At 38.5% G+C, this 22,323-nt stretch carries 18 protein-coding genes and 6 tRNA genes; 17 read left to right on the forward strand and 7 right to left on the reverse strand.

Annotated features, from left to right (window positions below; genetic code table 11):
* The first annotated feature begins 183 nt into the window (after positions 1 to 183).
* From AC5SLP_RS02225 to AC5SLP_RS02265, 9 genes are all read left to right on the forward strand, one after another.
* On the forward strand, positions 184 to 1,569 hold the full coding sequence (locus tag AC5SLP_RS02225; RefSeq protein ID WP_495253501.1) for an OprD family outer membrane porin: 1,386 nt from the start codon (positions 184 to 186) through the stop codon (positions 1,567 to 1,569).
* Positions 1,570 to 1,757: 188 nt separating this feature from the next.
* Positions 1,758 to 3,071, forward strand: coding sequence for an OprD family outer membrane porin (locus AC5SLP_RS02230; protein WP_495253502.1), 1,314 nt, complete (start codon positions 1,758 to 1,760; stop codon positions 3,069 to 3,071).
* Positions 3,072 to 3,222: 151 nt separating this feature from the next.
* The gene (locus tag AC5SLP_RS02235; protein WP_495253503.1) at positions 3,223 to 4,341 is read left to right on the forward strand and encodes an ABC transporter substrate-binding protein; all 1,119 of its coding nucleotides are present in this window, start codon (positions 3,223 to 3,225) and stop codon (positions 4,339 to 4,341) included.
* Positions 4,342 to 4,451: 110 nt separating this feature from the next.
* Positions 4,452 to 5,348: a branched-chain amino acid ABC transporter permease gene (locus AC5SLP_RS02240; protein ID WP_495253504.1), complete on the forward strand. Its 897-nt coding sequence runs from the start codon at positions 4,452 to 4,454 to the stop codon at positions 5,346 to 5,348.
* 10 nt (positions 5,349 to 5,358) lie between these two features.
* The gene (locus AC5SLP_RS02245) at positions 5,359 to 6,387 is read left to right on the forward strand and encodes a branched-chain amino acid ABC transporter permease (protein WP_495253868.1); all 1,029 of its coding nucleotides are present in this window, start codon (positions 5,359 to 5,361) and stop codon (positions 6,385 to 6,387) included.
* On the forward strand, positions 6,384 to 7,151 hold the full coding sequence (locus AC5SLP_RS02250) for an ABC transporter ATP-binding protein (RefSeq protein WP_495253505.1): 768 nt from the start codon (positions 6,384 to 6,386) through the stop codon (positions 7,149 to 7,151). The genes AC5SLP_RS02245 and AC5SLP_RS02250 overlap by 4 nt, the downstream gene beginning before the upstream one ends.
* On the forward strand, positions 7,144 to 7,839 hold the full coding sequence (locus AC5SLP_RS02255; protein WP_495253506.1) for an ABC transporter ATP-binding protein: 696 nt from the start codon (positions 7,144 to 7,146) through the stop codon (positions 7,837 to 7,839). The genes AC5SLP_RS02250 and AC5SLP_RS02255 overlap by 8 nt, the downstream gene beginning before the upstream one ends.
* A gap of 120 nt (positions 7,840 to 7,959) precedes the next feature.
* Positions 7,960 to 11,097, forward strand: coding sequence for a cytochrome c biogenesis protein (locus tag AC5SLP_RS02260; RefSeq protein WP_495253507.1), 3,138 nt, complete (start codon positions 7,960 to 7,962; stop codon positions 11,095 to 11,097).
* A 76-nt stretch (positions 11,098 to 11,173) separates the two neighbouring features.
* Positions 11,174 to 11,617 carry a hypothetical protein gene (locus AC5SLP_RS02265; protein WP_495253508.1) on the forward strand — a complete coding sequence of 148 codons (444 nt, stop codon included), beginning with the start codon at positions 11,174 to 11,176 and terminating at the stop codon, positions 11,615 to 11,617.
* A gap of 7 nt (positions 11,618 to 11,624) precedes the next feature.
* Here the strand turns inward: AC5SLP_RS02265 and AC5SLP_RS02270 are convergent.
* The 7 genes from AC5SLP_RS02270 to AC5SLP_RS02300 form a co-directional block, all read right to left on the reverse strand.
* Positions 11,625 to 11,699, reverse strand: a tRNA-Glu gene (locus AC5SLP_RS02270).
* Positions 11,700 to 11,726: 27 nt separating this feature from the next.
* Positions 11,727 to 11,802: transfer RNA gene (locus AC5SLP_RS02275), tRNA-Lys, on the reverse strand.
* Positions 11,803 to 11,855: 53 nt separating this feature from the next.
* Positions 11,856 to 11,932, reverse strand: a tRNA-Asp gene (locus tag AC5SLP_RS02280).
* Positions 11,933 to 11,939: 7 nt separating this feature from the next.
* Positions 11,940 to 12,015 (reverse strand) — tRNA-Val (locus AC5SLP_RS02285).
* A 24-nt stretch (positions 12,016 to 12,039) separates the two neighbouring features.
* Positions 12,040 to 12,115, reverse strand: a tRNA-Glu gene (locus AC5SLP_RS02290).
* A gap of 14 nt (positions 12,116 to 12,129) precedes the next feature.
* Positions 12,130 to 12,205 (reverse strand) — tRNA-Lys (locus AC5SLP_RS02295).
* Positions 12,206 to 12,260: 55 nt separating this feature from the next.
* The gene (locus AC5SLP_RS02300) at positions 12,261 to 13,370 is read right to left on the reverse strand and encodes a CinA family protein (RefSeq protein ID WP_495253509.1); all 1,110 of its coding nucleotides are present in this window, start codon (positions 13,368 to 13,370) and stop codon (positions 12,261 to 12,263) included.
* 237 nt (positions 13,371 to 13,607) lie between these two features.
* Between AC5SLP_RS02300 and ileS the strand changes: the two genes are divergently transcribed.
* The 8 genes from ileS (at position 13,608) to AC5SLP_RS02340 (ending at position 22,308) form a co-directional block, all read left to right on the forward strand.
* A complete protein-coding gene (ileS, locus tag AC5SLP_RS02305) occupies positions 13,608 to 16,370 on the forward strand; it encodes an isoleucine--tRNA ligase (RefSeq protein ID WP_495253510.1) in 2,763 nt (920 codons plus the stop codon).
* Positions 16,363 to 16,509 carry a hypothetical protein gene (locus AC5SLP_RS02310; protein ID WP_495253511.1) on the forward strand — a complete coding sequence of 49 codons (147 nt, stop codon included), beginning with the start codon at positions 16,363 to 16,365 and terminating at the stop codon, positions 16,507 to 16,509. Before ileS ends, AC5SLP_RS02310 begins: the two co-directional genes overlap by 8 nt.
* Positions 16,510 to 16,608: 99 nt before the next feature.
* The gene (gene gatA / locus AC5SLP_RS02315; protein ID WP_495253512.1) at positions 16,609 to 17,973 is read left to right on the forward strand and encodes an Asp-tRNA(Asn)/Glu-tRNA(Gln) amidotransferase subunit GatA; all 1,365 of its coding nucleotides are present in this window, start codon (positions 16,609 to 16,611) and stop codon (positions 17,971 to 17,973) included.
* An 85-nt stretch (positions 17,974 to 18,058) separates the two neighbouring features.
* A complete protein-coding gene (gene guaB / locus AC5SLP_RS02320; protein ID WP_495253513.1) occupies positions 18,059 to 19,507 on the forward strand; it encodes an IMP dehydrogenase in 1,449 nt (482 codons plus the stop codon).
* Between the two features lie 5 nt (positions 19,508 to 19,512).
* Complete coding sequence (metX, locus tag AC5SLP_RS02325) at positions 19,513 to 20,625, forward strand: homoserine O-acetyltransferase MetX (RefSeq protein ID WP_495253869.1); 1,113 nt, start codon at positions 19,513 to 19,515, stop codon at positions 20,623 to 20,625.
* Positions 20,626 to 20,654: 29 nt separating this feature from the next.
* A complete protein-coding gene (xseB, locus tag AC5SLP_RS02330) occupies positions 20,655 to 20,858 on the forward strand; it encodes an exodeoxyribonuclease VII small subunit (protein WP_495253514.1) in 204 nt (67 codons plus the stop codon).
* Positions 20,855 to 21,646, forward strand: coding sequence for a carbon-nitrogen hydrolase family protein (locus AC5SLP_RS02335; protein ID WP_495253515.1), 792 nt, complete (start codon positions 20,855 to 20,857; stop codon positions 21,644 to 21,646). Before xseB ends, AC5SLP_RS02335 begins: the two co-directional genes overlap by 4 nt.
* Entirely contained in the window at positions 21,643 to 22,308 is a 666-nt protein-coding gene (locus AC5SLP_RS02340; protein ID WP_495253516.1) for a HesA/MoeB/ThiF family protein, read from the forward strand. The genes AC5SLP_RS02335 and AC5SLP_RS02340 overlap by 4 nt, the downstream gene beginning before the upstream one ends.
* Positions 22,309 to 22,323: the final 15 nt, after the last annotated feature.

The following is a 22,323-nucleotide window of genomic DNA, read 5'->3' on the forward strand; positions in this document are numbered from 1 at the left end:
TTTTTACATATTTAATTTTGCAGTTAAATAAATTTTACATCGTATCTTTTTTAATAACAACTTGATTACAAAAGTTGCTAAAAAGTTGTAAAAAAGCTTTTTGTAGCTCAAGATTAATTGTAATTTATCAATTTTTGTGATAGACTTTTCTCGCCTTCAAAATAAAAACTCTAAGGAGACAATATGAAATTAGCTAAACTTAGCTTGGCGGCTATGGTTGTTGCTGGATTAGCATCTAGCTCATTTGCAGCAAGTGATACTCTTGCAGACGCATTTAAAAATGGTAAAGTAAACGGTGAATTAAGAGCATGGTATTTCGATAGAGATACAGGTGTTGCTACTGATGCAAATCAATATCTTGCTAAAAATGTTGGTAAACAAGGTAGTTCTGATATTTTCGTTACAGGTGTTGATTTAACCTATGTAACAGATTCATTGTATGGCTTAAGCCTTGGGTTAACAGTGCAATCAAGCTATGCTCCTTTTGCTGATAAAGAATCAAAACAAATGTATGGTGGTGACCTCTATGGTTCAGGTGCTGTTCTTTCAGAAGCTTATGTAGCTTATACAATTGGCAAAACAACTGCTAAAGTAGGTCGCCAATATATCTCTACTCCACTCGTTAGTGGTTCTGGCTCACGTATGATTAAAGAATCATTTGAAGGTGCATTAGTTATTAACACAGACCTCCCACAAACAACTTTAGCAGCAGGTTATGTTGATAAATTCCAAGGAAGAACTACAAAAGTAATGGATGGTGTGGATGGTTCTACTGCAGTAATGACAGGTGCTGACAGTGAAATTCCAGGATTTACTAAATCAGCAGTATTTTATGGTGCGGGAACTTTTACATTTGATGGTGCTTATACTATCTTGGCAATCAATAAATCAGTTCCAAATTTAACTATTACAGGTCAATATGCATTAGTTAATGATGTTGCAGGAAATGTAGTTGGTGATACAGACGTTTATGTCGGTGCTCTTGGTTACGTTGTTCCTATGAGTAACTTCAAAATTGGTTTAGATGGTGCATATCAAGGATCTAAGACAGATAAATTTGATGCTTCTGCAAATGCAGGTATCGGTTTTGATGGTGGTATGTTTGGACTACAAGCTTCTTTAATTGACCTTGCAGGTTTTGGACTAAAAGCAGCTTATACTAGTGTCTCTAAAGATGACAACGTTATTTTAGGTATGGGTAATGGTGCCGGTGGTGCTGTAGCATTTACTGCTCCATTGATTGCAGGTGCATCTAAAGTATCTACTGCTGATACAGATGCATATAAAATTGAGGCATCTTATGATTTCTCAAAAGTAGGCGTTGCTGGCTTAAAAGTAATGGCTAACTATGTTTCAATTTCTGCTGATGGTGCTGTTACTGGTGCTGCTGGTTCAAAAGTTATCAATGCAACAGATTATACATACTGGGCAGGTCAAGTTTCTTATGCTATTCCAAATCTTAAAGGTTTGACTCTATCACTTGAATATGAAGATTCTAAAGTAGATCCAACTTCTGGTTCAACAGTTAATGGTGATGAACTTAGATTTAGAGCAAACTATAAATTCTAATTTGTTAGTTGTTTAAATCTTATGAAGGTAGTGGCTTTTGCCACTACCTTATCTTCTTTTTGACTTCAAATCTCTAAAATTTCTAAAAAGCTTACTTTTTCATCACACATTTTATTTGACTTTAGTATTTTTTTTTGTATACTTCGTTTTGTAACCAAATGGTAATCAAACATTTTCAAGGAGAAAATATGAAATTAGCTAAACTTAGCTTGGCGGCTATCGTTGTTGCTGGACTTGCATCTAGCTCATTCGCAGCAGACACACTTGCTGACGCGTTTAAAAATGGTAAAGTAAATGGTGAGCTTAAAGCTTATTATTTTTCAAAAGATCGTGAAGCAAGTGATCAAGGTACTTTAAATACAACCGATGACACTAAGGCAGGTAGAAATGATATTTTTACAACAGGTGTTATGCTAGGCTATAAAACAGCACCATTTTATGGTTTAACATTAGGTTTAACAGCACAAGGTAGTGCTTCTCCTTTCGCATCAGCAGGAGCAAAAGGTAATGCGGGAGATACTGCAAACTTTGCAGGTGATATGTATGGTTCAGGTGCTGTATTATCAGAAGCATATGTTGCCTATACTATTGGTAAAACAACAGCGATGGTTGGTCGTATGTTCTTAGATACTCCACTTGTTAGTGGTTCAGGTTCAAGAATCATTAAAGAGGCTTTTGAAGGTGCTGCTGTAATCAATACAGATCTACCAAATACAACATTAATTGCTGGGTATGTTCAAAAATTCCAATCAAGAACAAATGGTGCTGGCGATGTTGGTGAATTTACAAAAAATTTCTCAACAAACTCTGGCCCTAATGTAGACCTAGACAATGGTGGATATACAATTGCTGTGATTAATAAATCAATTAAAGGACTAACTTTAACAGCTGCTTATGCTTATGCTGATGCTTATTTTAAAACTTCTGCACTTGCTGATGTGCCAAATTTTGTTGCAGTTGATGGCGGCGTAAATATTGCTTATGTAGAAGCACTTTATGAAGGTAAAGTTGGTGAGATTGGCTATACTTTAGGTCTACAAGATTATTACAATAAGATCAATGATTCAAAAACTTCAGACGACACCATTAACGTATATGCTGTTAAAGCTGGTCTAAGCTACAAAGGTATCAATGGTACAGTTGCTTACTCTCAAGTGAGTGATGATAACGTAGCTGCTGGTGCAGTGCTTTCTGGTTTAGGTAATGGCGCAGATTTACTCTATACTGATCCTGTTATCGCAATGAATGGTTATAACAGAGATACCAAATCATACCTTGTTGATTTAAATTATGATTTAACTGCAGCAGCAAATGTGGGTGCACGTTATGTTCTAGCTGACATGGGAACAGGTATTGATGCGAAAGTGTCTTCAACAGCAGTTTATGGTACTTATAAATTTGATGCTGATCTCAAAGGCTTCAGCCTTGGTGCTCAATATGAGAAACAAGGTAAAGATGGCGATGGTGATGACATCTGGTTTAAAGCTAACTACAAATTCTAGTTTGTCTTCTTAGATTCCGTCTCATTTGAGACGGAATTCTTGCTACATTTTTCTTAACTGCATATTTTTTATACACATCTTCCTTAAACTTACATTCAACCTTAAGTAACTTTCTTGTAAGATATTTGCATAACTACTATAAGGAGTCTTCATGAGAAAACTAGCTCTTCTTGCTACCTCTGCTGCAATGCTAGCATCATACTCTTTCGCGAAAGAGGTCAATGTTGGTGTTGTTATGGCTATGAGTGGACCACTCGCTGCCTATGGTCAAACATGTAATGAAGGTATTGATTTTGCCAATTCGTTACAGCCAAAACTAAAAAATGGGGATACTGTTAAATTGATTCTTGTCGATAATAAAGGTGACAAAGTTGAATCAGCGAACGCAACAACCCGTTTAATTAGTTCCGATAAAGTTGTAGGTATTATTGGTGCATTAACCAGTACCAATACGGCGCAAGTTATTGCTATTGCTGACAAAAAAGAGATTCCTGTCATTGCCCCTGTTGCAACGAACGATAAGTTGACAGAAAACAAAGCGTTTGCAAATCGTGTTTGTTTTACCGATTCTTTTCAAGGCGCTGTTGTTGCTAACTATGCAACGAAAGATTTAAAACTCAAAACAGCCGTTGTTGTCGTTGATCAAGCACAAGTCTATTCATTAGGCCTTGCTAAAGCATTTAAAGATGCTTTTACAAAAGCTGGCGGCAAAATTGTTAAAGAGATTAAAGTAAGCTCTGGCGACAAAGATTTTAAAGCTGTTGTCTCTCAAATTAAAGCAGCTAACCCTGATTTTATGTTCCTCCCTATGTATCACCCAGAAGTTTCTATGATTGCTCGTCAAGCAAAACAAATTGGTCTTAATAAACCAATGTTTTCTGGTGACGGTGTAGCCAATCAAACTTTTATTGATTTAGGTGGTGACGCTGTTGAAGGTTATATGTTTACAGATTTCTTTGATTATGGTGCTCCTCCAACTGAACGTTCAAAAGAGTTTATCAAAGCTTATGCAGAAAAAACTGGCAAAAAAGAAGTTAATTCTTTTGTCGCTTTAGGTGCAGATGCTTACAACCTTATGGTCGATGCAATGAATCGTTGTGCCAATCCAGGAGATAGTATTTGTATCAACAACGCAATCAAAGCAACTAAAAACTTTGAAGGTGTTTCAGGTGTTCTAAATATGGACAAATCTGGTAACTCTACACGTTCTGCTGTTATCAAAGTTATTACTAACGGAAAACCTGTTTATAAATCAACAGTTAATCCGTAATAGATTCTATACATATTTCTCTCCCTTATAGCTAAGGGAGAGATTTTAGAAAAGTTTTCATTTACATGTAAAAAGTGAAAAGTTTTCTAAAATTTGAGAGGAGAATCTATTTGGATTTAACAATGTTTATGCAACAGATGGTCAATGGCTTTAGCCTTGGCAGTATGTACGCACTCATCGCGATAGGTTACACAATGGTTTATGGTGTACTTCGCCTTATCAACTTTGCACATGGCGATATTATGATGGTGGGTGGTTTTTTAGGATATTTTGGTATCGCTGTATTAGAACTTCCTTTTGCAGCAGCTGTTCTTCTAGCCGTTGTTGGCTCAGCTCTTCTTGGTATGGCGAGTGATCGAATTGCTTATCGACCTCTTCGTAGCGCACCTAAAATTTCATTACTTATTACAGCTATTGGTGTGAGCTTTTTTCTTGAGAATGCATTTAATGTCTTTTTTGGTGGTGTTCCAAGAGCATTCCCTGTCCCTGCTTATTTAGAAAATATTTTAGAATTAGGCGGGCTTACAATGCCAGTTTCTGCTGTGATTGTTCCTTTTATAACGGCTATTTTATTAGCAATTATTTTATGGGTTTTATTTAAAACAAAATATGGCATGGCAATTAGGGCACTTGCCTTTGATGTCGATACCGTTAATCTCATGGGCATTGACGCTAACCGTATTATTACGATTGTTTTCGGTATGGGTTCAGCGCTTGCTGCCGTGGGCGGAATTTTTTGGGTAGTTAATTATCCTTCGGTTGAGCCGATGATGGGAGTTCTTGTAGGACTCAAAGCCTTTGCTGCTGCTGTTGTCGGAGGTATTGGTAGTGTTGGTGGAGCCGTTTTAGGGGGACTCATTATCGGTTTTACCGAAGTTGTTGTTATTGCATTTTTCCCGGAACTCGGGGGCTACAAAGATGCATTTGCATTTATCTTTTTAATTTTGATTTTATTGTTCAAACCTACGGGTATTTTAGGGATTGACTTTGAAAAGAGTAGGTTTTAATATGACAAAAATAATGAAAAAAGATCAATGGATTAATATTGCAATCGTTCTAAGTATTGTGTGGTTTATTTGGTTTGCAAACACGCATTTTGATGAATATACGGTTCGTATTTTAAACAATATTGCAATTTTTACTATTCTTGCAGTAAGTTACAATCTAATCAATGGTGTGACGGGTCAGTTTTCGCTTGAACCAAATGGCTTTGTTGCCATTGGTGCTTATGTAACAGCACTTTTACTTGTTAGTCCTGATTCTAAATCGTATCAGTATGCCATTGTTGATCCTTATCCTTTTGTATTAACTTTGCATGCAAATTTTATCGTTGCGCTCTTATTAGGTGGTGCTTTTGCCGCCATCTTAGCTGCTATTCTGTCTTTCCCCGTTTTTAGGGTGAGGGGGGATTATCTTGCTATTGTTACACTAGGATTTGGTTTTATCATTAAAATTTTAGCAATTAACTATCCAGAGGTAACGAATGGTTCTTTAGGACTTAATGATATTCCTGAGTTTTCCAATTTGTATTGGACGGGCGGCATTGCTATTATTGCAGTTCTTGTTATTTTAAATATTGTTAATTCAAAATTTGGTCGCGCGATGAAAGCAGTTCGTGATGACGAAGATGCTGCAATTGCTATGGGTGTTAATACTTTTAAAGCTAAAACGTTAGCCTTTTGCACAAGTGCTTTTTTTGAAGGTATCGGTGGAGGCTTGTTAGCGGCATTACTTACAAGTATATCCCCAGATCTCTTTGACTTTTTCTTTACATTCCAGCTTTTAATTATTATCGTGCTTGGTGGACTTGGTAGTACAACAGGCGCTATTATCGGTACAGTCCTTGTTATGGGTGGAAGTGAATGGATGCGTTTCTTGGATGAACCGATGCATCTTTTCGGTTACAGTACACCCGCGATGCCAGGTATGAGAATGGTTGTATTCTCATTAGCTCTTATTTTTATTATGCTTTTTGCACGCGAAGGTATCATGGGAAAACGAGAACTAAAAGATCTATTCAAACTTCGTAAAAGGAGTTCGAAATGATCCTTAAAGTAAATAATGTCACGAAAAATTTTGGTGGTGTTACGGCGATTAAAGAGACAAGCTTTAGTGTTAATCGCAAAGAAATTTTTGGTTTGATTGGTCCTAATGGTGCCGGTAAAACGACGATGTTTAATATTATTACTGGTAATTATGAACCAAGTGCGGGCGAAGTTATTTTTCGCAATGAGATGATTCATGGATTGAAGCCACATTTGATTGTACGACGGGGAATCGCTCGTACCTTTCAAAACATTCGACTTTTTTCGAGCATGAGTGTTTTAGATAATGTTTTAATAGGTTTTGATTTTCAAGCACGTTATAGTTTTATCGAAGCTATTACACGATTTCCTAGGTTTATTGGCGAAGAAAAACGGATCAAAAAACGCGCTATGGAAATTCTTGATTATTTTGGAATTGCTGGTTTTGCACATACAAAAGCTGTTGATTTAAGTTATGGACAACAACGCAAAGTTGAAATTGCACGTGCACTTGCAACGAATCCTGAATTATTACTCCTTGATGAACCAGCAGCTGGCATGAACCCTTCTGAGACAGAAGAATTGGGTGATATTATCAAAAAAGCGCGTCACGATTTTGATTTGACGGTGCTGTTAATTGAGCATGATATGAAATTTGTCAATCAATTGTGCGATAAAGTTTTAGTTTTAGATTATGGTAAAACCATTTTTGAAGGTGCACCATCTGATGCCATTCAAGACCCAGAAGTTATTGCAGCATATTTAGGAGATTTTCATAATGATTAGTATTAAAAATTTACATGTCTATTATGGACTCATTGAAGCTGTTAAAGGGATTAATTTTGAAGTGCAAGAAGGGCAAATTGTTTCTTTGATTGGTTCGAACGGTGCAGGTAAAAGCTCAACATTAAAAGCATTGCTTAATAGTGTTAAAAAAACAGGTGACATTACCTTCTTAGGCTTTGATACTAAAAATCATAAAACGCATACCTTGGTTCAACATGGACTTTCTCTTGTTCCGGAAGGTCGTAAAATTTTTATCAATCTTACTGTTGAAGAAAACTTGCGTATGGGTGCATTTAATAATGATGAAAATTATGAGCATCTTAAAGAGGCTATGTATGAGTTGTTTCCACGAATTAAAGATAAACGGCATCAACTCGCTGGTACGATGAGTGGTGGTGAACAACAAATGCTCGCAATTTCTCGCGCTTTGATGGGTGAACCAAAACTTTTAATGCTTGATGAACCAAGTCTTGGACTCGCACCTAAGATAGTTGGAGAGGTCTTTGAGACGATTTTACGCCTTAGAGATGAAGGTATCACTATTTTATTGGTCGAACAAAATGCCTTTGCCGCTCTTAAAATTTCTGATTCTGCGTATGTTCTTGAAAATGGTCATATTGTTATGAATGGCAAAGCTTCTGATATGATTGGTGATGATACCATTCGCAAAAAATACCTTGGCGGTTAATCGCTCTTCTTTTTACATGTAAACCTCTAAAATCACGAGGTTTACTTCACTTCGTATGATTTATAAATTATTTACTCTAAAACGGTAACATATCCCTATTTTTCTAGTAAGGAAGTTTTTATGAATTCTGTCTTCAGGCATTTTTTGTCAATGAAAGCAGCCATCATTCTGCTGGTACTATTTGGTATAACAAGCGGTGTTGCTACTTTTGTTGAAAATGATTTTGGTGTTGAAACAAGTTGGGCGCTTATCTATACTTCATGGTGGTTTGAGTTACTTCAAGTTGCTTTAGGAGTTATTTTAATTTACAATATGGTTCGATACAAGATCTACACACTCGACAAACTTCCCGCATTTTTATTTCATCTCAGTTTTATTTTTATTTTAATTGGTTCAGGCGTAACACGTTATTTTGGCTTTGAAGGTTCTTTACATGTCAGAAACGGCATGCAAGAAAGCAAGGTTCTCTCCACCAATGCTTATATTCAAGTGCGTGCACTCAAAGATGGTAAAACGTATGCCTATAGCCATCCACAGTTGATCTCTCATATCGGAGGAAATCACTTTTCTTTCAGTTTGGATGTGGCTGGAGAAAAGGCAAATATTCATTTCAAAGACTACCTTCCTAATGCTACAAAAAAAGTTGTTGAAGATGCCGATGGTGTTCCGATGATTTCTATGATGCTCAGTGGTTATGGTGAGAGCATGAGCGTTTCACTAAAACAAGGTGAAAGTTATGAAACATCAGATTATCTCTTTAGTTTTGATGCAAAAAATCTTCAAACGAAAAAACAAATCATCTCTTTTTCTTTGGAAGATGGGAAGTTTTATGTAACTTCTCCTGAAAAAATTGCGTGGTTCAAAATGGTTGAGAACAAACGTGGTGAGTATGATGCAAGTGCAAAAGAGCCGTTTATAACAGGACAACTTTATACCGTTGGCAGTATAAATTTTGCACCGCGTTATATTGGATTAAAAGGCAAAGAAAAAATTGTTGAAGATAAAAATCCAATGATGCGCGGTAATAACAGTTCAGCACTTCTTGTAGATGTTGATTTTAAAGGAGAACATCATGAAGTTGCTATGTTTGGCGAAGGTAAAGGCAGTAAAGGTGAACCCACAAAAGTAACGATAGCAGGCATCCCTTTTGCTTTTGAATGGGGTTCTCAAACATTTACGCTTCCTTTTGCAATCAAATTAAATGAATTTCAACTTGATCGTTATCCAGGATCCATGTCTCCTATGTCCTATGCGAGTGAAGTGGAAGTAGTCGATGATGAAAAAGGTATGCATATGCCATTTCGTATTTATATGAATCATGTATTAGATTACAGAGGATTTCGCTTTTTTCAAACCTCGTATGATCGTGATGAAAAAGGAACTATTTTGTCCGTCAATAACGACCCTGGTAAAATACCAACTTATTTAGGATACCTTCTTTTAGGACTTGGTTTATTTTTGAATTTATTGAATCCTAAAAGTCGATTCAGAAAGCTTGCTTTTATGATTCAACGTGATATGGCAAAAGTAAAATCACTTTTTTTAATTTTGTTTCTTGGATGCCTCTTTGGTACGATTCAACCATTACATGCCTATACAACAGAAGAGTATCTCGCTTTTTTAAAACAGTATGATGTCAAACATGCTGATAAATTTGGAAGATTATTGGTTCAAAGTGTTGATGGGCGGATTAAACCTATTGATACGATTTCAACTGAAGTACTCAATAAAGTCTATGGCGGTTCAAGCTATCAAGGTTTAACTGCCAATCAAGTAACACTGAGCATGATGAGTTCACCTGCTGAATGGCAAGCTCTTCCTATTATTAAAGTCTTTCATCCTGAACTCAAAAAAATCATTGGTATTCCAGAGTCTCAAAAATACGCATCCTTTAATGACTTTTTTGATAAAGACGGTGACCATGCTTTTAAATTAGCAAAATATTCTGAGGAAGCCAACCGTAAAAAACCAGCCCTTCGAAACCAATTTGACAAAGATATTCTCAAAGTGGATGAACGTGTTAATATCTGTTATATGGTTTACACCGGTGAAGTGTTTAAAATGATTCCTAAACAAAATGATATGACAAAACATTGGTTCGCTCCTCAAGAAGCGGTGATGAATTTTTCGAAACAAGAGGGTGATGAAGTAAGAGCTCTTCTGGGTGGTTATTTTGAAGCTTTAGGCGAAGGGTTGGAAAAAGGAAATTGGGACAATGCCAATAAAGCGCTTGATAAATTAGAATCTTATCAAGAGCAGTATGGATCTGATATTATTCCAAACGACAGTAGAATCAAAGCAGAAATATTTTTTAACCATGCTAAAATTTTTGAGCGTTTAACACCGATTTATCTTTTAAGTGGGCTTGTTCTCTTGTGCTTTATTTTTGCAAAAATGGTTAAATCAACGCTCAATATTCGTCCTGTCAGTAAAATTGTGTTAGGGATTAATTTTGTAGCATTTATGGTGCATACTGCAGGACTTGCTCTTCGCTGGTATATCGCAAATCATGCTCCTTGGAGTGACGGTTATGAGTCCATGATTTATATTGCGTGGGCGATTGCATTGGCCGGTATCTTCTTCTCCAAACAGTCTGTAGTCTCTTTGGCACTGACATCTATTTTAACAGGTGTAACGCTTTTTGTAGCTCATTTAAGCTGGATGGACCCACAAATCACGAATCTTGTACCTGTCTTAAAATCGTATTGGCTTAATATTCATGTATCGATTATTACGGCAAGTTACGGTTTCTTAGGGTTATGTGCACTTTTAGGCTTTTTTACACTGATTTTATTTATTTTACGTAGCACCAAAGATGCAAAACGCAATCAAGAAATTGAGCGCAATATTATTGAAGCAACGCGTATCAATGAAATGGCAATGATTTTAGGTTTAAGTTTATTAACCATTGGTAACTTTTTAGGTGGCGTGTGGGCAAATGAGTCATGGGGACGCTATTGGGGTTGGGATCCAAAAGAGACATGGGCTTTAGTTTCTATTCTGATTTATGCCGCTGTCGTGCATTTACGTTTTGTACCAAAATGGAGCTCTCCTTTTGCGTTTGCAGTCGCATCGACTATTGCATTTTCTTCAATTATCATGACCTATTTTGGTGTTAATTTTTACCTTTCTGGTATGCACTCTTATGCAGCAGGAGATCCAATTCCTATCCCTACATTTGTTTACTATACAGTTGCAATTGTTGCTCTTGTTATAGCGTTAGCTTACCCCAAAAGAGATATCAATAAATCATTATAAATCAAATGCTTGAAGGAGAATTTGCCTCCTTCAAGTTGTGCTATAATATCTGCAAAAAAGTAAAAGGGCTCTCCTTATGCAAGAGAATTATCTTATTATTGCCATTGTGGCAGTAATTATTATCGTCTTAATCTCTTTGTTTATTGTGGTAGCCAACTTGCAAAAAACAGTTGTTATTGAAGTGACTCCGCAACAAGCACAAGAAGAGAAAATCCGCAAAATGACGATAGAGGCATTAGTGGAAATTGCGGCAAAACGAACAACAACTCGTAATGATTTGATGAATGCTATTTTAAGGGTGGCAAAAGAGTGTCCTTTCCCTCCAAAAGAAAAGGGTGTTGCGCCCAAAGCTTCAAAAGTGTATCTTAATTTTGTCCTATTGATTGCGAGTCACCGCAACTCGGATGCGAAGCTTATTGCGTTCATGGACGAGGAACTTAAAAAAGCGAATGTTGAATATAAACGCGAAATTGATATTTATGAAAATGAAGGTATTCAGCAGCGAGGAAATCGTATTTAAGAAGAGATGGCGACCCCAGGGGGACTTGAACCCCCGTTCCCGCCTTGAGAGGGCGGTGTCCTAACCACTAGACGATGGGGTCGCACAAGTGTTTTTTTGAATAGGACAATGGTGACCCGTGATGGATTCGAACCATCGACCACCTCCTTAAAAGGGAGATGCTCTACCGACTGAGCTAACGAGTCATGCTCAGGCAGTTTCATAACAAAATAGGAAAATGCTGAGGGAAAATAAATCGTGGCGCGGCGGACGGGGCTCGAACCCGCGACCCCCGGCGTGACAGGCCGATATTCTAACCAACTGAACTACCGCCGCGCATAAATGGTGGTCGCTATAAGACTCGAACTTATGACATCCACCTTGTAAGGGTGGCGCTCTACCAACTGAGCTAAGCGACCATTGACACTAAAGAAGAAAATATTTGGCGACCCCAAGGGGATTTGAACCCCTGTAACCGCCGTGAAAGGGCGGGATCCTGGACCACTAGACGATGGGGTCGCACAAAAAATGAATGGTGACCCGTGATGGATTCGAACCATCGACCACCTCCTTAAAAGGGAGATGCTCTACCGACTGAGCTAACGAGTCATTCACCGTTCTTCTCGTAATGAGGCTGAAATTATAGAGAAAAAAAATTCATTTGTCAAGACATTTTTTCACTTTTTAGAAAAATAGTTTCGCCTACATGTAAAAGCAGTTTAAATGCATGGTATGCACTTTGCCTTTGAATATATTGACGATCACCCTCTAAAAGGAGCCTCTCAATATAGATATCCCCTGTTTTATTTCGAGCACCGACATAGACTGTTCCCACTGGTTTTTCGGCACTTCCACCAGTTGGTCCTGCAACACCGCTGGTTGCAATGGCATAATCAGATAAGCTAGCATTGAGTACGCCTTCTAGCATTTCGCGTACACAAAGTTCACTGACAGCACCATGACGTTCAATCGTTTCAGGACTCACACCTAACCATGACTCTTTAATTTCATTGGAATAGGTGACAAGCCCACCTTTAAAAACAGCAGAGACACCTGAATGTTCTGTGAGCATGGATGCAATAAGCCCACCCGTGCAACTCTCGGCGATGCTTAATGTTTGATTGTTCTCTTCTAAGCACGAAGCAATGTGCTCAATCACATCAGGATGATTAATGACTTTTTGAGGAAGCAGTGATTTGGCTGCTTTAAAAAAATTCTCTAAATTTCCATACTTGTTTGAAACAGCTTCTACCGTAATCCATCCATCGACAATAGTGGTGGGGGTAATACGAATCTCGTAATTTTGAGCAAGAGGTTCTAAAAGTATTTTCAGAGAATCTTCGTCAATGCTGATAATAGAAAAGAGTGCTGATTCACTTTTGTTTTCAATCAGAACGGAAGGTAACTTTTTATTTTCTGTTGCTTTGATGACATTGATGAGTTTTCCATCACGCTCCAATAGATAGCTATTTTTTTCAAAAACAGTGGTTTTTGATGGAATCAGCATATCGTCTTTAAGTTCGAGTGCTTCCTCTCCTAGTGTTGCAATGACTTTATTGACGAGGTTGAAGCTATCGTGCGAGGTAATGATGACAATTTCATCGGCATGAGCAATGGATTCTTCTAAAACGAAAAAGAGGTCTTTGTCATTTTTGTCGATGTAAACGGTTTGGTCTGGAAGGCCAAGGTGTTTAGAAATCGTTGCGTGAATATAATTCAAAAATGGCAGATTGTATCGCAGTGATTTGCCTACTACGATCAAAGAGCTTTTCATGGAACAACCTTTTTGATTTTTTGTAATGTCAAAAAAGTAGGACTCTTTTGACGACGCTAGCCACAAGGGCACTAACACTTGCCAAGAGTGTTGGCAGGCGAAAACTTTGAGTCATAACGTATCTCGCATTATACCGTAAGTGCTTCTTAAATCGTTTTTAGATAAACTTGCCTCATTTTAAGAGATGCTTACATGTAAAAATTTTACGATGCATAGCGTCCAAGGAGATATACGACAATGGACTATAAAGAGACTTTGCTTCTTCCTCAGACCGATTTTCCGATGAGAGGCAATTTACCGCAAAATGAACCTGCACGTTATGCAAAGTGGTTTTCCAAAGAGGAAAGTGCTTATGCCAAAATGATACAAAATCGACAAAATGCTCCTCAAACATTTATTTTACACGATGGACCTCCTTATGCTAACGGTCATATTCACATTGGACACGCACTCAATAAAATACTCAAAGACGTCATCATTAAAACACACTATTTCTTTGGCGAGAAAGTACGGTATGTTCCCGGTTGGGATTGCCATGGTTTACCGATTGAACAACAAGTGGAAAAAAACCTTGGAAAAGAGAAAAAAGACGCACTGCCTAAGAGTAAAATTAGAGAATTATGCCGTGAGCATGCGCGTAAATTTATTGATATTCAACGAGAAGAGTTCAAATCATTAGGCGTTATTGGTGATTGGGATAATCCTTATATGACGATGAAATTTAAATTCGAAGCAGACATTTATAGAGCACTGTGTGGTGTAGCAGATCGTGGTCTTTTAATTGAGCGCAGTAAGCCTGTGTATTGGTCATGGGCGGCACGAAGTGCCTTAGCGGAAGCAGAAGTTGAGTATGAAGATAAAGAAGATTATTCTATTTTCGTAGCGTTTGCACTGAGCTCTGAAGCCAAAGCAACACTTGATATCAGCTCTGATGCTTCTGTTATTATTTGGACAACAACGCCATGGACATTGCCTGCAAACGTCGGTATCGCGTTTAGTCCAGATGAAAATTATGTGCTCACCAGCGATGGGTATATCGTTGCAGAGCCTTTACATGTAAAACTCATTGAACAAGGCGTTATCGCGGGTGAAGTCGTTAAAACCTTTAAAGCCGACATCCTTGAAAACAGTTTTGCCATCAATCCACTGAATGGAAGAAAATCACAAATCGTTCTAGGGGAACACGTTACGATGGACGGAGGTAGCGGTTGTGTTCACACCGCTCCTGGGCATGGTGATGATGACTACAAAGTCGGTCTTCGTTACGGTCTTGAAGTCGTTATGCCGGTGGATGAGAGAGGATGTTACGATGAAACCGTGGTTCGTTTAGGACTACTTCCTGATGCTGAAAGTTTTGTAGGCGAGCATATTTTTAAATGCAATGAACGTATTTTAGAACTTTTGGGCAGTGCATTACTCAAATGCTCAAAATTCACTCACTCTTATCCATTCTGTTGGAGAACCCATCAACCGGTTATTTATCGTGCGACAAAACAGTGGTTTGTTGCGATGGATGAAGCAATAAATGGACGCGAAAGCCTTCGTAAAATGGCAATGGATGAACTGCAAAAAGTTCGTTTTTACCCAAAATCGGGTATCAATCGCTTAGGTTCAATGATTGAAAATCGCCCAGATTGGTGTATTTCAAGACAGCGTGATTGGGGTGTGCCGATTGCTTTCTTTAGAGATAAACGTACTGGAAAACCAATTTTTGATACAAAAGTTGTAGAGCATATTGCGAATATTTTTGAAGAAAAAGGTGCCGATGCATGGTGGGATTTAGAGATTGCAGACCTTTTAGTTGAAAACAGTGGATATGCGCCTGAAAATCTTGAAAAAGTAATGGATATTTTAGATGTCTGGTTTGATAGCGGAAGTACGTGGAAAGCGGTGCTTCAATCTTCAGATTATGACGCCGGCGATTATCCAGCGTCTATGTATCTTGAAGGAAGTGACCAACATCGCGGTTGGTTCCAAAGTTCACTTTTAGTCAGTACGGCCAATAATGGCATCGCGCCATATCAAAAGATTTTAACACATGGTTTCACCGTTGATGAAAAAGGTGAAAAAATGAGTAAATCTAAAGGCAACGTTGTCTCTCCTACCGATATTGCTAAAAGCCACGGTGTTGAGATTTTACGCTTATGGGTCGGTACAAGCGAATATACAACAGACCTTAAAATCAGCGACAATATCTTAAAACAAATTAGTGAACAGTATCGTAAAATTCGTAACACTTTCCGCTTTTTATTGGCCAATGTCAATGATTTAGAAACGCTTTTACCGTTTGAGCAAATGAGCGTACTCGATCAGTGGATTTTAGCACACGCTAAACGTGTCTTGGATGAAGCGGAGGGCTATTTTAGAGAGTATGAATTTTCTAAAGGCTTTGCCCTTTTAAATCATTTTATTGCTGTTGAACTCAGTGGTATTTATTTGGATATTTCAAAAGATCGTTTGTATTGTAATGCGAAAAATGACACCATCAGACTTTCCGCACAAAGCGCCATGGCACTTATTACAGAGCGATTGATGGCTCTGTTTGCACCGACACTTACTTATACGATAGATGAATTGATGGAGTATGCGCCTGCCATTGTGAAGCAAGGTGGAAAGAGTGTTTTTGATCTTATGTATCAACCCCTTCCTGCAATGGAATGCTCATTTGATGAAGCCTATATGGTAGAAGCCAGGGAGAAATTCTTTGAAATTGTCGATGCCTTGAAAAAAGAAAAAATCATCAAATCGACGTTAGAACTGGTCCTTCAAACAGCTTCTTCTAAAATCATTGCGCTTGATAAAGTGGACGCTGAAGATTGGTTTACGGTCAGTAAAGTCATTGAACATGAAGAGCAAGGTGAATTAGGTGTTTTTGAAGTCGCAGGTGATAGGTTTAAAATTTTTAAAGCTTCAAAATGTAAATGTCCACGCTGTTGGAAATACAGAGCAAAAAGCGAAGAAGAACTGTGTCATCGATGTTCTGAGGCACTCAATGCTTAATTTGAGTGCTCCTGTAACATTGAGTTTTGTATTTGAAACGGTTGGTGCAATTTTTGTGATTATTGGATTATGTGTCTATTTGGTCAATGTTAAAACAAAAAAATTAAAATCAACCGCGAATAAGGCTAAAAAGCTTTAATACGCCTACATTGTAGCAAAAATGCTGTCTCATGAGAGACGAGCTTCACTGCGACGAGTTGCAGTAAGAAGCATGTAACAATAAAGAAAAGGAGAGGTATTGATAACGTTAAAAGAGGCGTTAAAATTGCCTAAAGAAGAGATTGTAGCACTCAGAAGTGACTTGAAACAAAAAATAGAAGCAACAAAAGAACTGGGCGCGTACATTGAGCAGTTTACATGTAAACCTATCAGCGAGTACGGCGAAGGCGTTCCTATTGCAATTAAAGATAATATTCAAGTCAATGGTTGGGAAGTCACCAGTGGCTCAAATATCCTTCAAGGTTATGTCGCTCCTTATAATGCAACGGTCATTGACAATATGCTCACACATGGTCTTGCTCCTTTTGGTCGCACCAATATGGATGAGTTTGCAATGGGAAGCTCTACGGAATCATCTTTTTATGGAAAAACACTCAATCCACACAACCCAAAATGTGTCCCAGGTGGAAGCAGTGGCGGAAGTGCTGCAGCCGTAGCTGCAGGCATTGCTATAGCTGCCCTTGGCAGTGATACCGGTGGAAGTATTCGCCAACCTGCTGCATTTTGTGGATGCGTTGGATTTAAACCAACGTATGGAAAAGTCAGTCGTTACGGTTTGGGTGCCTATTCAAGTTCATTGGATCAAATTGGACCCATTACCCAAACGGTTGAAGATGCGGCGATTTTGTATGACATTATTGCGGGGCATGAACCAAAAGATTCAACAAGTGCAAATATTGCACATCAAAGCGTAGCTGACAAACTTGATGCCAATCGCAAAATGACGATAGCGGTCATTGAAAATTATCTTAATGAAGCCAGTCCTGAAGTTCGCGAAAAAATGCTAGAAGGCATTCGTGCACTCGAAAAAGCCGGTCATAAAATTATTTATCGCAATTTTATTAATTCAAAATACGATATTGCAACGTATTATGTCATTGCAACTGCAGAAGCGAGCGCAAACCTTAGTCGTTATGATGGTGTACGCTATGGAAATCGTCAAAGCAACGACAACCTTAAAGAGATGTTTGTAAAAAGCAGAAGTTTAGGATTTGGAGAAGAGGTCAAACGACGTATTTTATTGGGAACATTTGTTCTAAGTAGTGGTTATTACGATGCGTATTATATTAAAGCACAACGAGCGCGCCATTTCATCAAAGCACAGTATGAAGCCATTTTTAAAGAGGCAGATTTGATTTTTACACCCGTAACCCCAACGAGTGCGTTTGAATTTGGTGCAAAAGCCGATCCTTTAGAGATGTATTTGAGCGATATCTATACAATTTCCCTCAATCTTGCAGGACTTCCAGGTATTTCAGTGCCATTAGGGAAAGACAGCAAAGGGCTTCCTATTGGCGGACAATTGATTGGACAAGCGTATGGTGAGCAAACACTGCTTGATGGAGCGTTAAGTTTAGAGAGAGAACTCGGTTTAAGTAAATAAGTAATCAGCGGCAAATGGAGTTAAAAAGCGCGCTTTTTAACGTATGTAAGGCTTTTAAAGCCTAGTTATTTTGTAAGGAACACACATGAAGATCAGAAAAAGAGCATTAACGTTTGAAGATGTTTTATTAGTACCAAAATATTCAGAGATTCTACCAAAAGAGGTAGATATTAGAACCAAATTAACCAAAAATATTACCTTAAATATCCCTCTTGTCTCAGCCGCGATGGATACAGTGACTGAACACAGAGCCGCTATTATGATGGCGCGCCTTGGCGGTATTGGTATTATCCATAAAAATATGGATGTTGAATCACAAGTACGCGAGATCAGACGTGTTAAGAAAAGTGAAAGTGGCATTATTATTGATCCAGTTTCTATTAAAGCAACCGCAACACTGCGTGAAGCACTAGAAATTATGTCAGAGTACCGAATTTCGGGTGTTCCTGTTGTTGATGACGACGATACTTTGATTGGTATTTTGACCAATCGTGACCTTCGTTTTGAAAATGATTACACGAAAAATGTCGAAGAGTTGATGACAAAAATGCCTTTGATTACTGTTAAAAAGGGTACAACGCTTGATGATGCAGAAGCAATTTTTAGAACCAATAAAGTTGAGAAACTCCCTGTTGTCGATGAAAACAATAAATTAGCAGGTTTGATTACTATTAAAGATTTGAAAAAACGTCAAGAATATCCTAATGCTAATAAAGATGCTTTTGGAAGACTCAGAGTGGGTGCTGCTATTGGCGTGGGTCAGTTGGATCGTTCACGCGCATTAGTCGCAGCAGGTGTAGATGTACTTGTTTTAGACTCAGCGCATGGTCATTCTAAAGGAATTATTGATACCGTTAAAATGATTAAAAAAGAGCTAGACGTTGATATTATCGCTGGAAATATCGCTACTTCTGAAGCCGCAGAAGCGTTAGTGGCGGCTGGAGTTGATGGAATTAAAGTGGGCATTGGACCAGGCAGTATTTGTACCACACGTATCGTCTCAGGTGTAGGTGTTCCTCAAATGTCAGCGATTGAAGAATGTTCCGAAGTCGGTCGTAAGCATGGTGTTCCTGTGATTGCCGATGGTGGTATTAAATATTCAGGTGATTTTGCAAAAGCACTAGCTGCGGGTGCACAAAGCGTTATGGTGGGAAGTTTACTTGCGGGAACGGATGAAAGCCCGGGTGAATTGATTACCTATCAAGGACGACAATATAAAACCTATCGTGGTATGGGCAGTATCGGCGCGATGACAAAAGGTAGCAGTGATCGTTATTTTCAAGAAGGAACGGCTGCGGATAAACTTGTTCCAGAAGGCATTGAAGGTCGTGTTCCTCACGCGGGCTCCATTCGTGATGTTATTTTTCAGATGGTCGGTGGACTAAGGTCTTCTATGGGATACGTGGGTGCACGCGATATTATCGATTATCAAGAGAAAGCAGAATTTGTTGAGATTACAAGTGCGGGTCTTAAAGAGAGCCATGTCCATGATGTTATCATCACACATGAAGCACCCAATTATAGGGTTAATTAAGGCTTATTGTGAAAATACAGACCTTTGTAGAGCATTTTGATGAACCCTTGTATTTGGAGAGTGGACGTATTTTAGAGTCTTACACTCTCAAATATGAAACATACGGTGAAATGAGCGCAAGCAAAGACAATATTATCGTTGTCTTTCATGCACTTACTGGAAGTCATCATGCCGCAGGGCGTTATGAAGGTGAAACCAAAGCAGGGTGGTGGGATCCTCTTATTGGCGATGGCAAGATTATTGATACCAGTAAATATTGCGTGATTTGTGTCAATATTTTAGGGAGTTGTTTTGGCTCCACAGGACCTATGAGCATCAACCCGAAAACCAAAGAGCCTCTGCGCTTAAAATTTCCAGTGCTCACCATCAGCGATATGGTCAGAGCCCAAATGAATCTTTTTACAAGGTTAGGGATTAAAGAGGCGTATGCGATTATTGGCGGCTCCTTAGGAGGCATGCAAGGGCTTTGTATGTCCATAGAATATCCTAGTTTTGCCAAACGTGTTATCCTTTTAGCAACGACCTATGCAACGGGTCCTTGGGCGATAGCATGGAATAAAATCGCGATGGAAGGCATCGTCAATGACCCACGCTTTAAAAATGGCAATTACGAGAAAGAGGATTTTGAAGAAGAGGGGTTGCTCAGTTTTGCCATTGGTCGAATGGCGGGGCACATTAGTTTTTTAAGCCCGTATTCGATGAATAAAAAGTTTGGGCGCAATTATGTTGAAACCGATGGTTTGTATGAACTCTTTGGCCGTTTTCAAGTAGAACGCTATATGGAATATAACGGATACAGCTTCGCCAAACGTTTTGATCCGCTCAGTTATCTTTATATTATTAAAGCGATGAATATTTTTGATGCAACCCGTAATTACGATTCACTCGAAGATTCCTTGCAACATATTAAAACCAAACTTACGCTCATTTCTTTTCAAGGTGATTGTCTTTTTATGCCCGAAGAGATGGAATTGATTAAGACAACGATGGAAAATATGGGCAGAGGCGACAGGGTTGATTATGTGTGTATTGATAGCCACTATGGGCATGACGCTTTTTTAGTGGAGTATGACAAATTTGATTTTTATATCAAAAAAGCACTTGAGGCAAAAGTTTAAGCACAAGCGCACTTAAAAGGTAAAGAATTATGGCAGAAAAAGACGAAAGTTTTGAGGTCAAATTAGAGCGTGCCAAGACAATTTTGGAACAACTCTCAAATCCTGAACTCTCTTTAGAAGAGGGAATGAAGCGTTATCAAGAGGGTATTTTGGTCTTAAAAGAAGCCAGCAAAATGATTGAAGAAGCAAAGCTTACCTATACAAAATTGCAAGAAAAGGAAAATGAGGCATGAAAATAGCCGCATTGCAACTCAGCACGCTTCCCATGAGCGAAGCGAAATTGGACTATTATTTTCGTATCTGTAAGCAAAAAGAGGTCGAAGTTGTTTTGCTAAGCGAATATGCGCTTAATAGCTTTTTTAAAGAGCTAGAGAATATGCCCATTTCGATGATTAAAGAGCAATCTAATCATAAAATTGAATCCCTCAAAAAACTCTGTGCCGAGTATGATTTACATGTCATAGCACCCATTGTGAATGTCAAAGGCGATTTTTGCTACAAAAGCAATGCACATTTTTCGGCGAAATCCGTCCATTTTTTTGATCAGCAATTTTTGATTAATTACAAACATTGGAATGAAGAAAAATTTTTTGCAAATGCCATTGCCAAATACACATTGCCAATTTTCTTACACGGTGGCATTCGTTTCGGTATAGTAAGTGGCTATGAACTTCATTTTGATATGGTATGGCAAGAAGTCATGCGTAAAAACGTCGATGTGGTTTTAACTTCGACCTCTTCGACATTTGATTCGGCAAGAAGATGGGAAGAACTTTTAAAAATGCGTGCGATGTTAGGCAATGTCTATATCCTTCGTGCGAACCGTGTGGGAAGTTATAAAGAAGAAGAAACATGGCAATTTTATGGACAAAGCAGTCTGATTTCTCCGTATGGCGAAGTGGAACTGACGTTGGGTGATAAAGAGGAGATGATTGTGGCAACCATCGACAAAGAGACCCTTAGTGAAGCTCGAAAACTGTGGGGATGGAAAAAGCAAGTCAGCAAAAGGGAAGCGTTATGACACAGTATTTCCACAGACAGATACAGCTGTGGGGAGAAGAAACGCAACACATGCTTCAAGAAAAAAAGATTGTTATCATCGGGTGTGGAGGGCTTGGAAGTTCTCTTGCGTATGCGCTTGGAAGCTCAGGTATCGGTGAAATTCATCTGGTCGATTTTGATGAAGTAAGCGTGCACAATATTCATCGCCAGATTGCTTTTAAACTCGGTGATGAAGGAAAATTTAAAGCAGATCTTGTGAAAGAGAGCATTGAAAGTCGTTGTCCTTATGTCAAAGTATTTGCACATATCGGACGTTTGGAAGACTTTACATGTAAAAAGATTGCGGTTGATTTAATCATAGATGCAACCGATAATTTACCAACACGCGGTTTGATTGATGCGTATGCAAAAGAGACGAAAACACCTTGGGTTTATGGCTCGGTTGAGGCGTTTAACGGTCAAGTCTGTTTCTTTGAAGAGAGTAGTTTCAAAGCATTCGTAATTAACGATAAAAAACCTGCGGGTATTGCTGCGCCTATTGTCATGCACATTGCCTCCTTGCAAGCTAATTTGGCATTGCGCTATTTAGCAGGTCTCAGTGTGAAAAAAGATTGGCTCTATTACCTCTACTTCAATGAAGCGGGCGAGCTGATAACCCAAAAATTTGGTATGCCAAAATAAATTAAATGCTTTTAC

It is taken from the genome of Sulfurospirillum sp. E15m, from assembly GCF_059415145.1.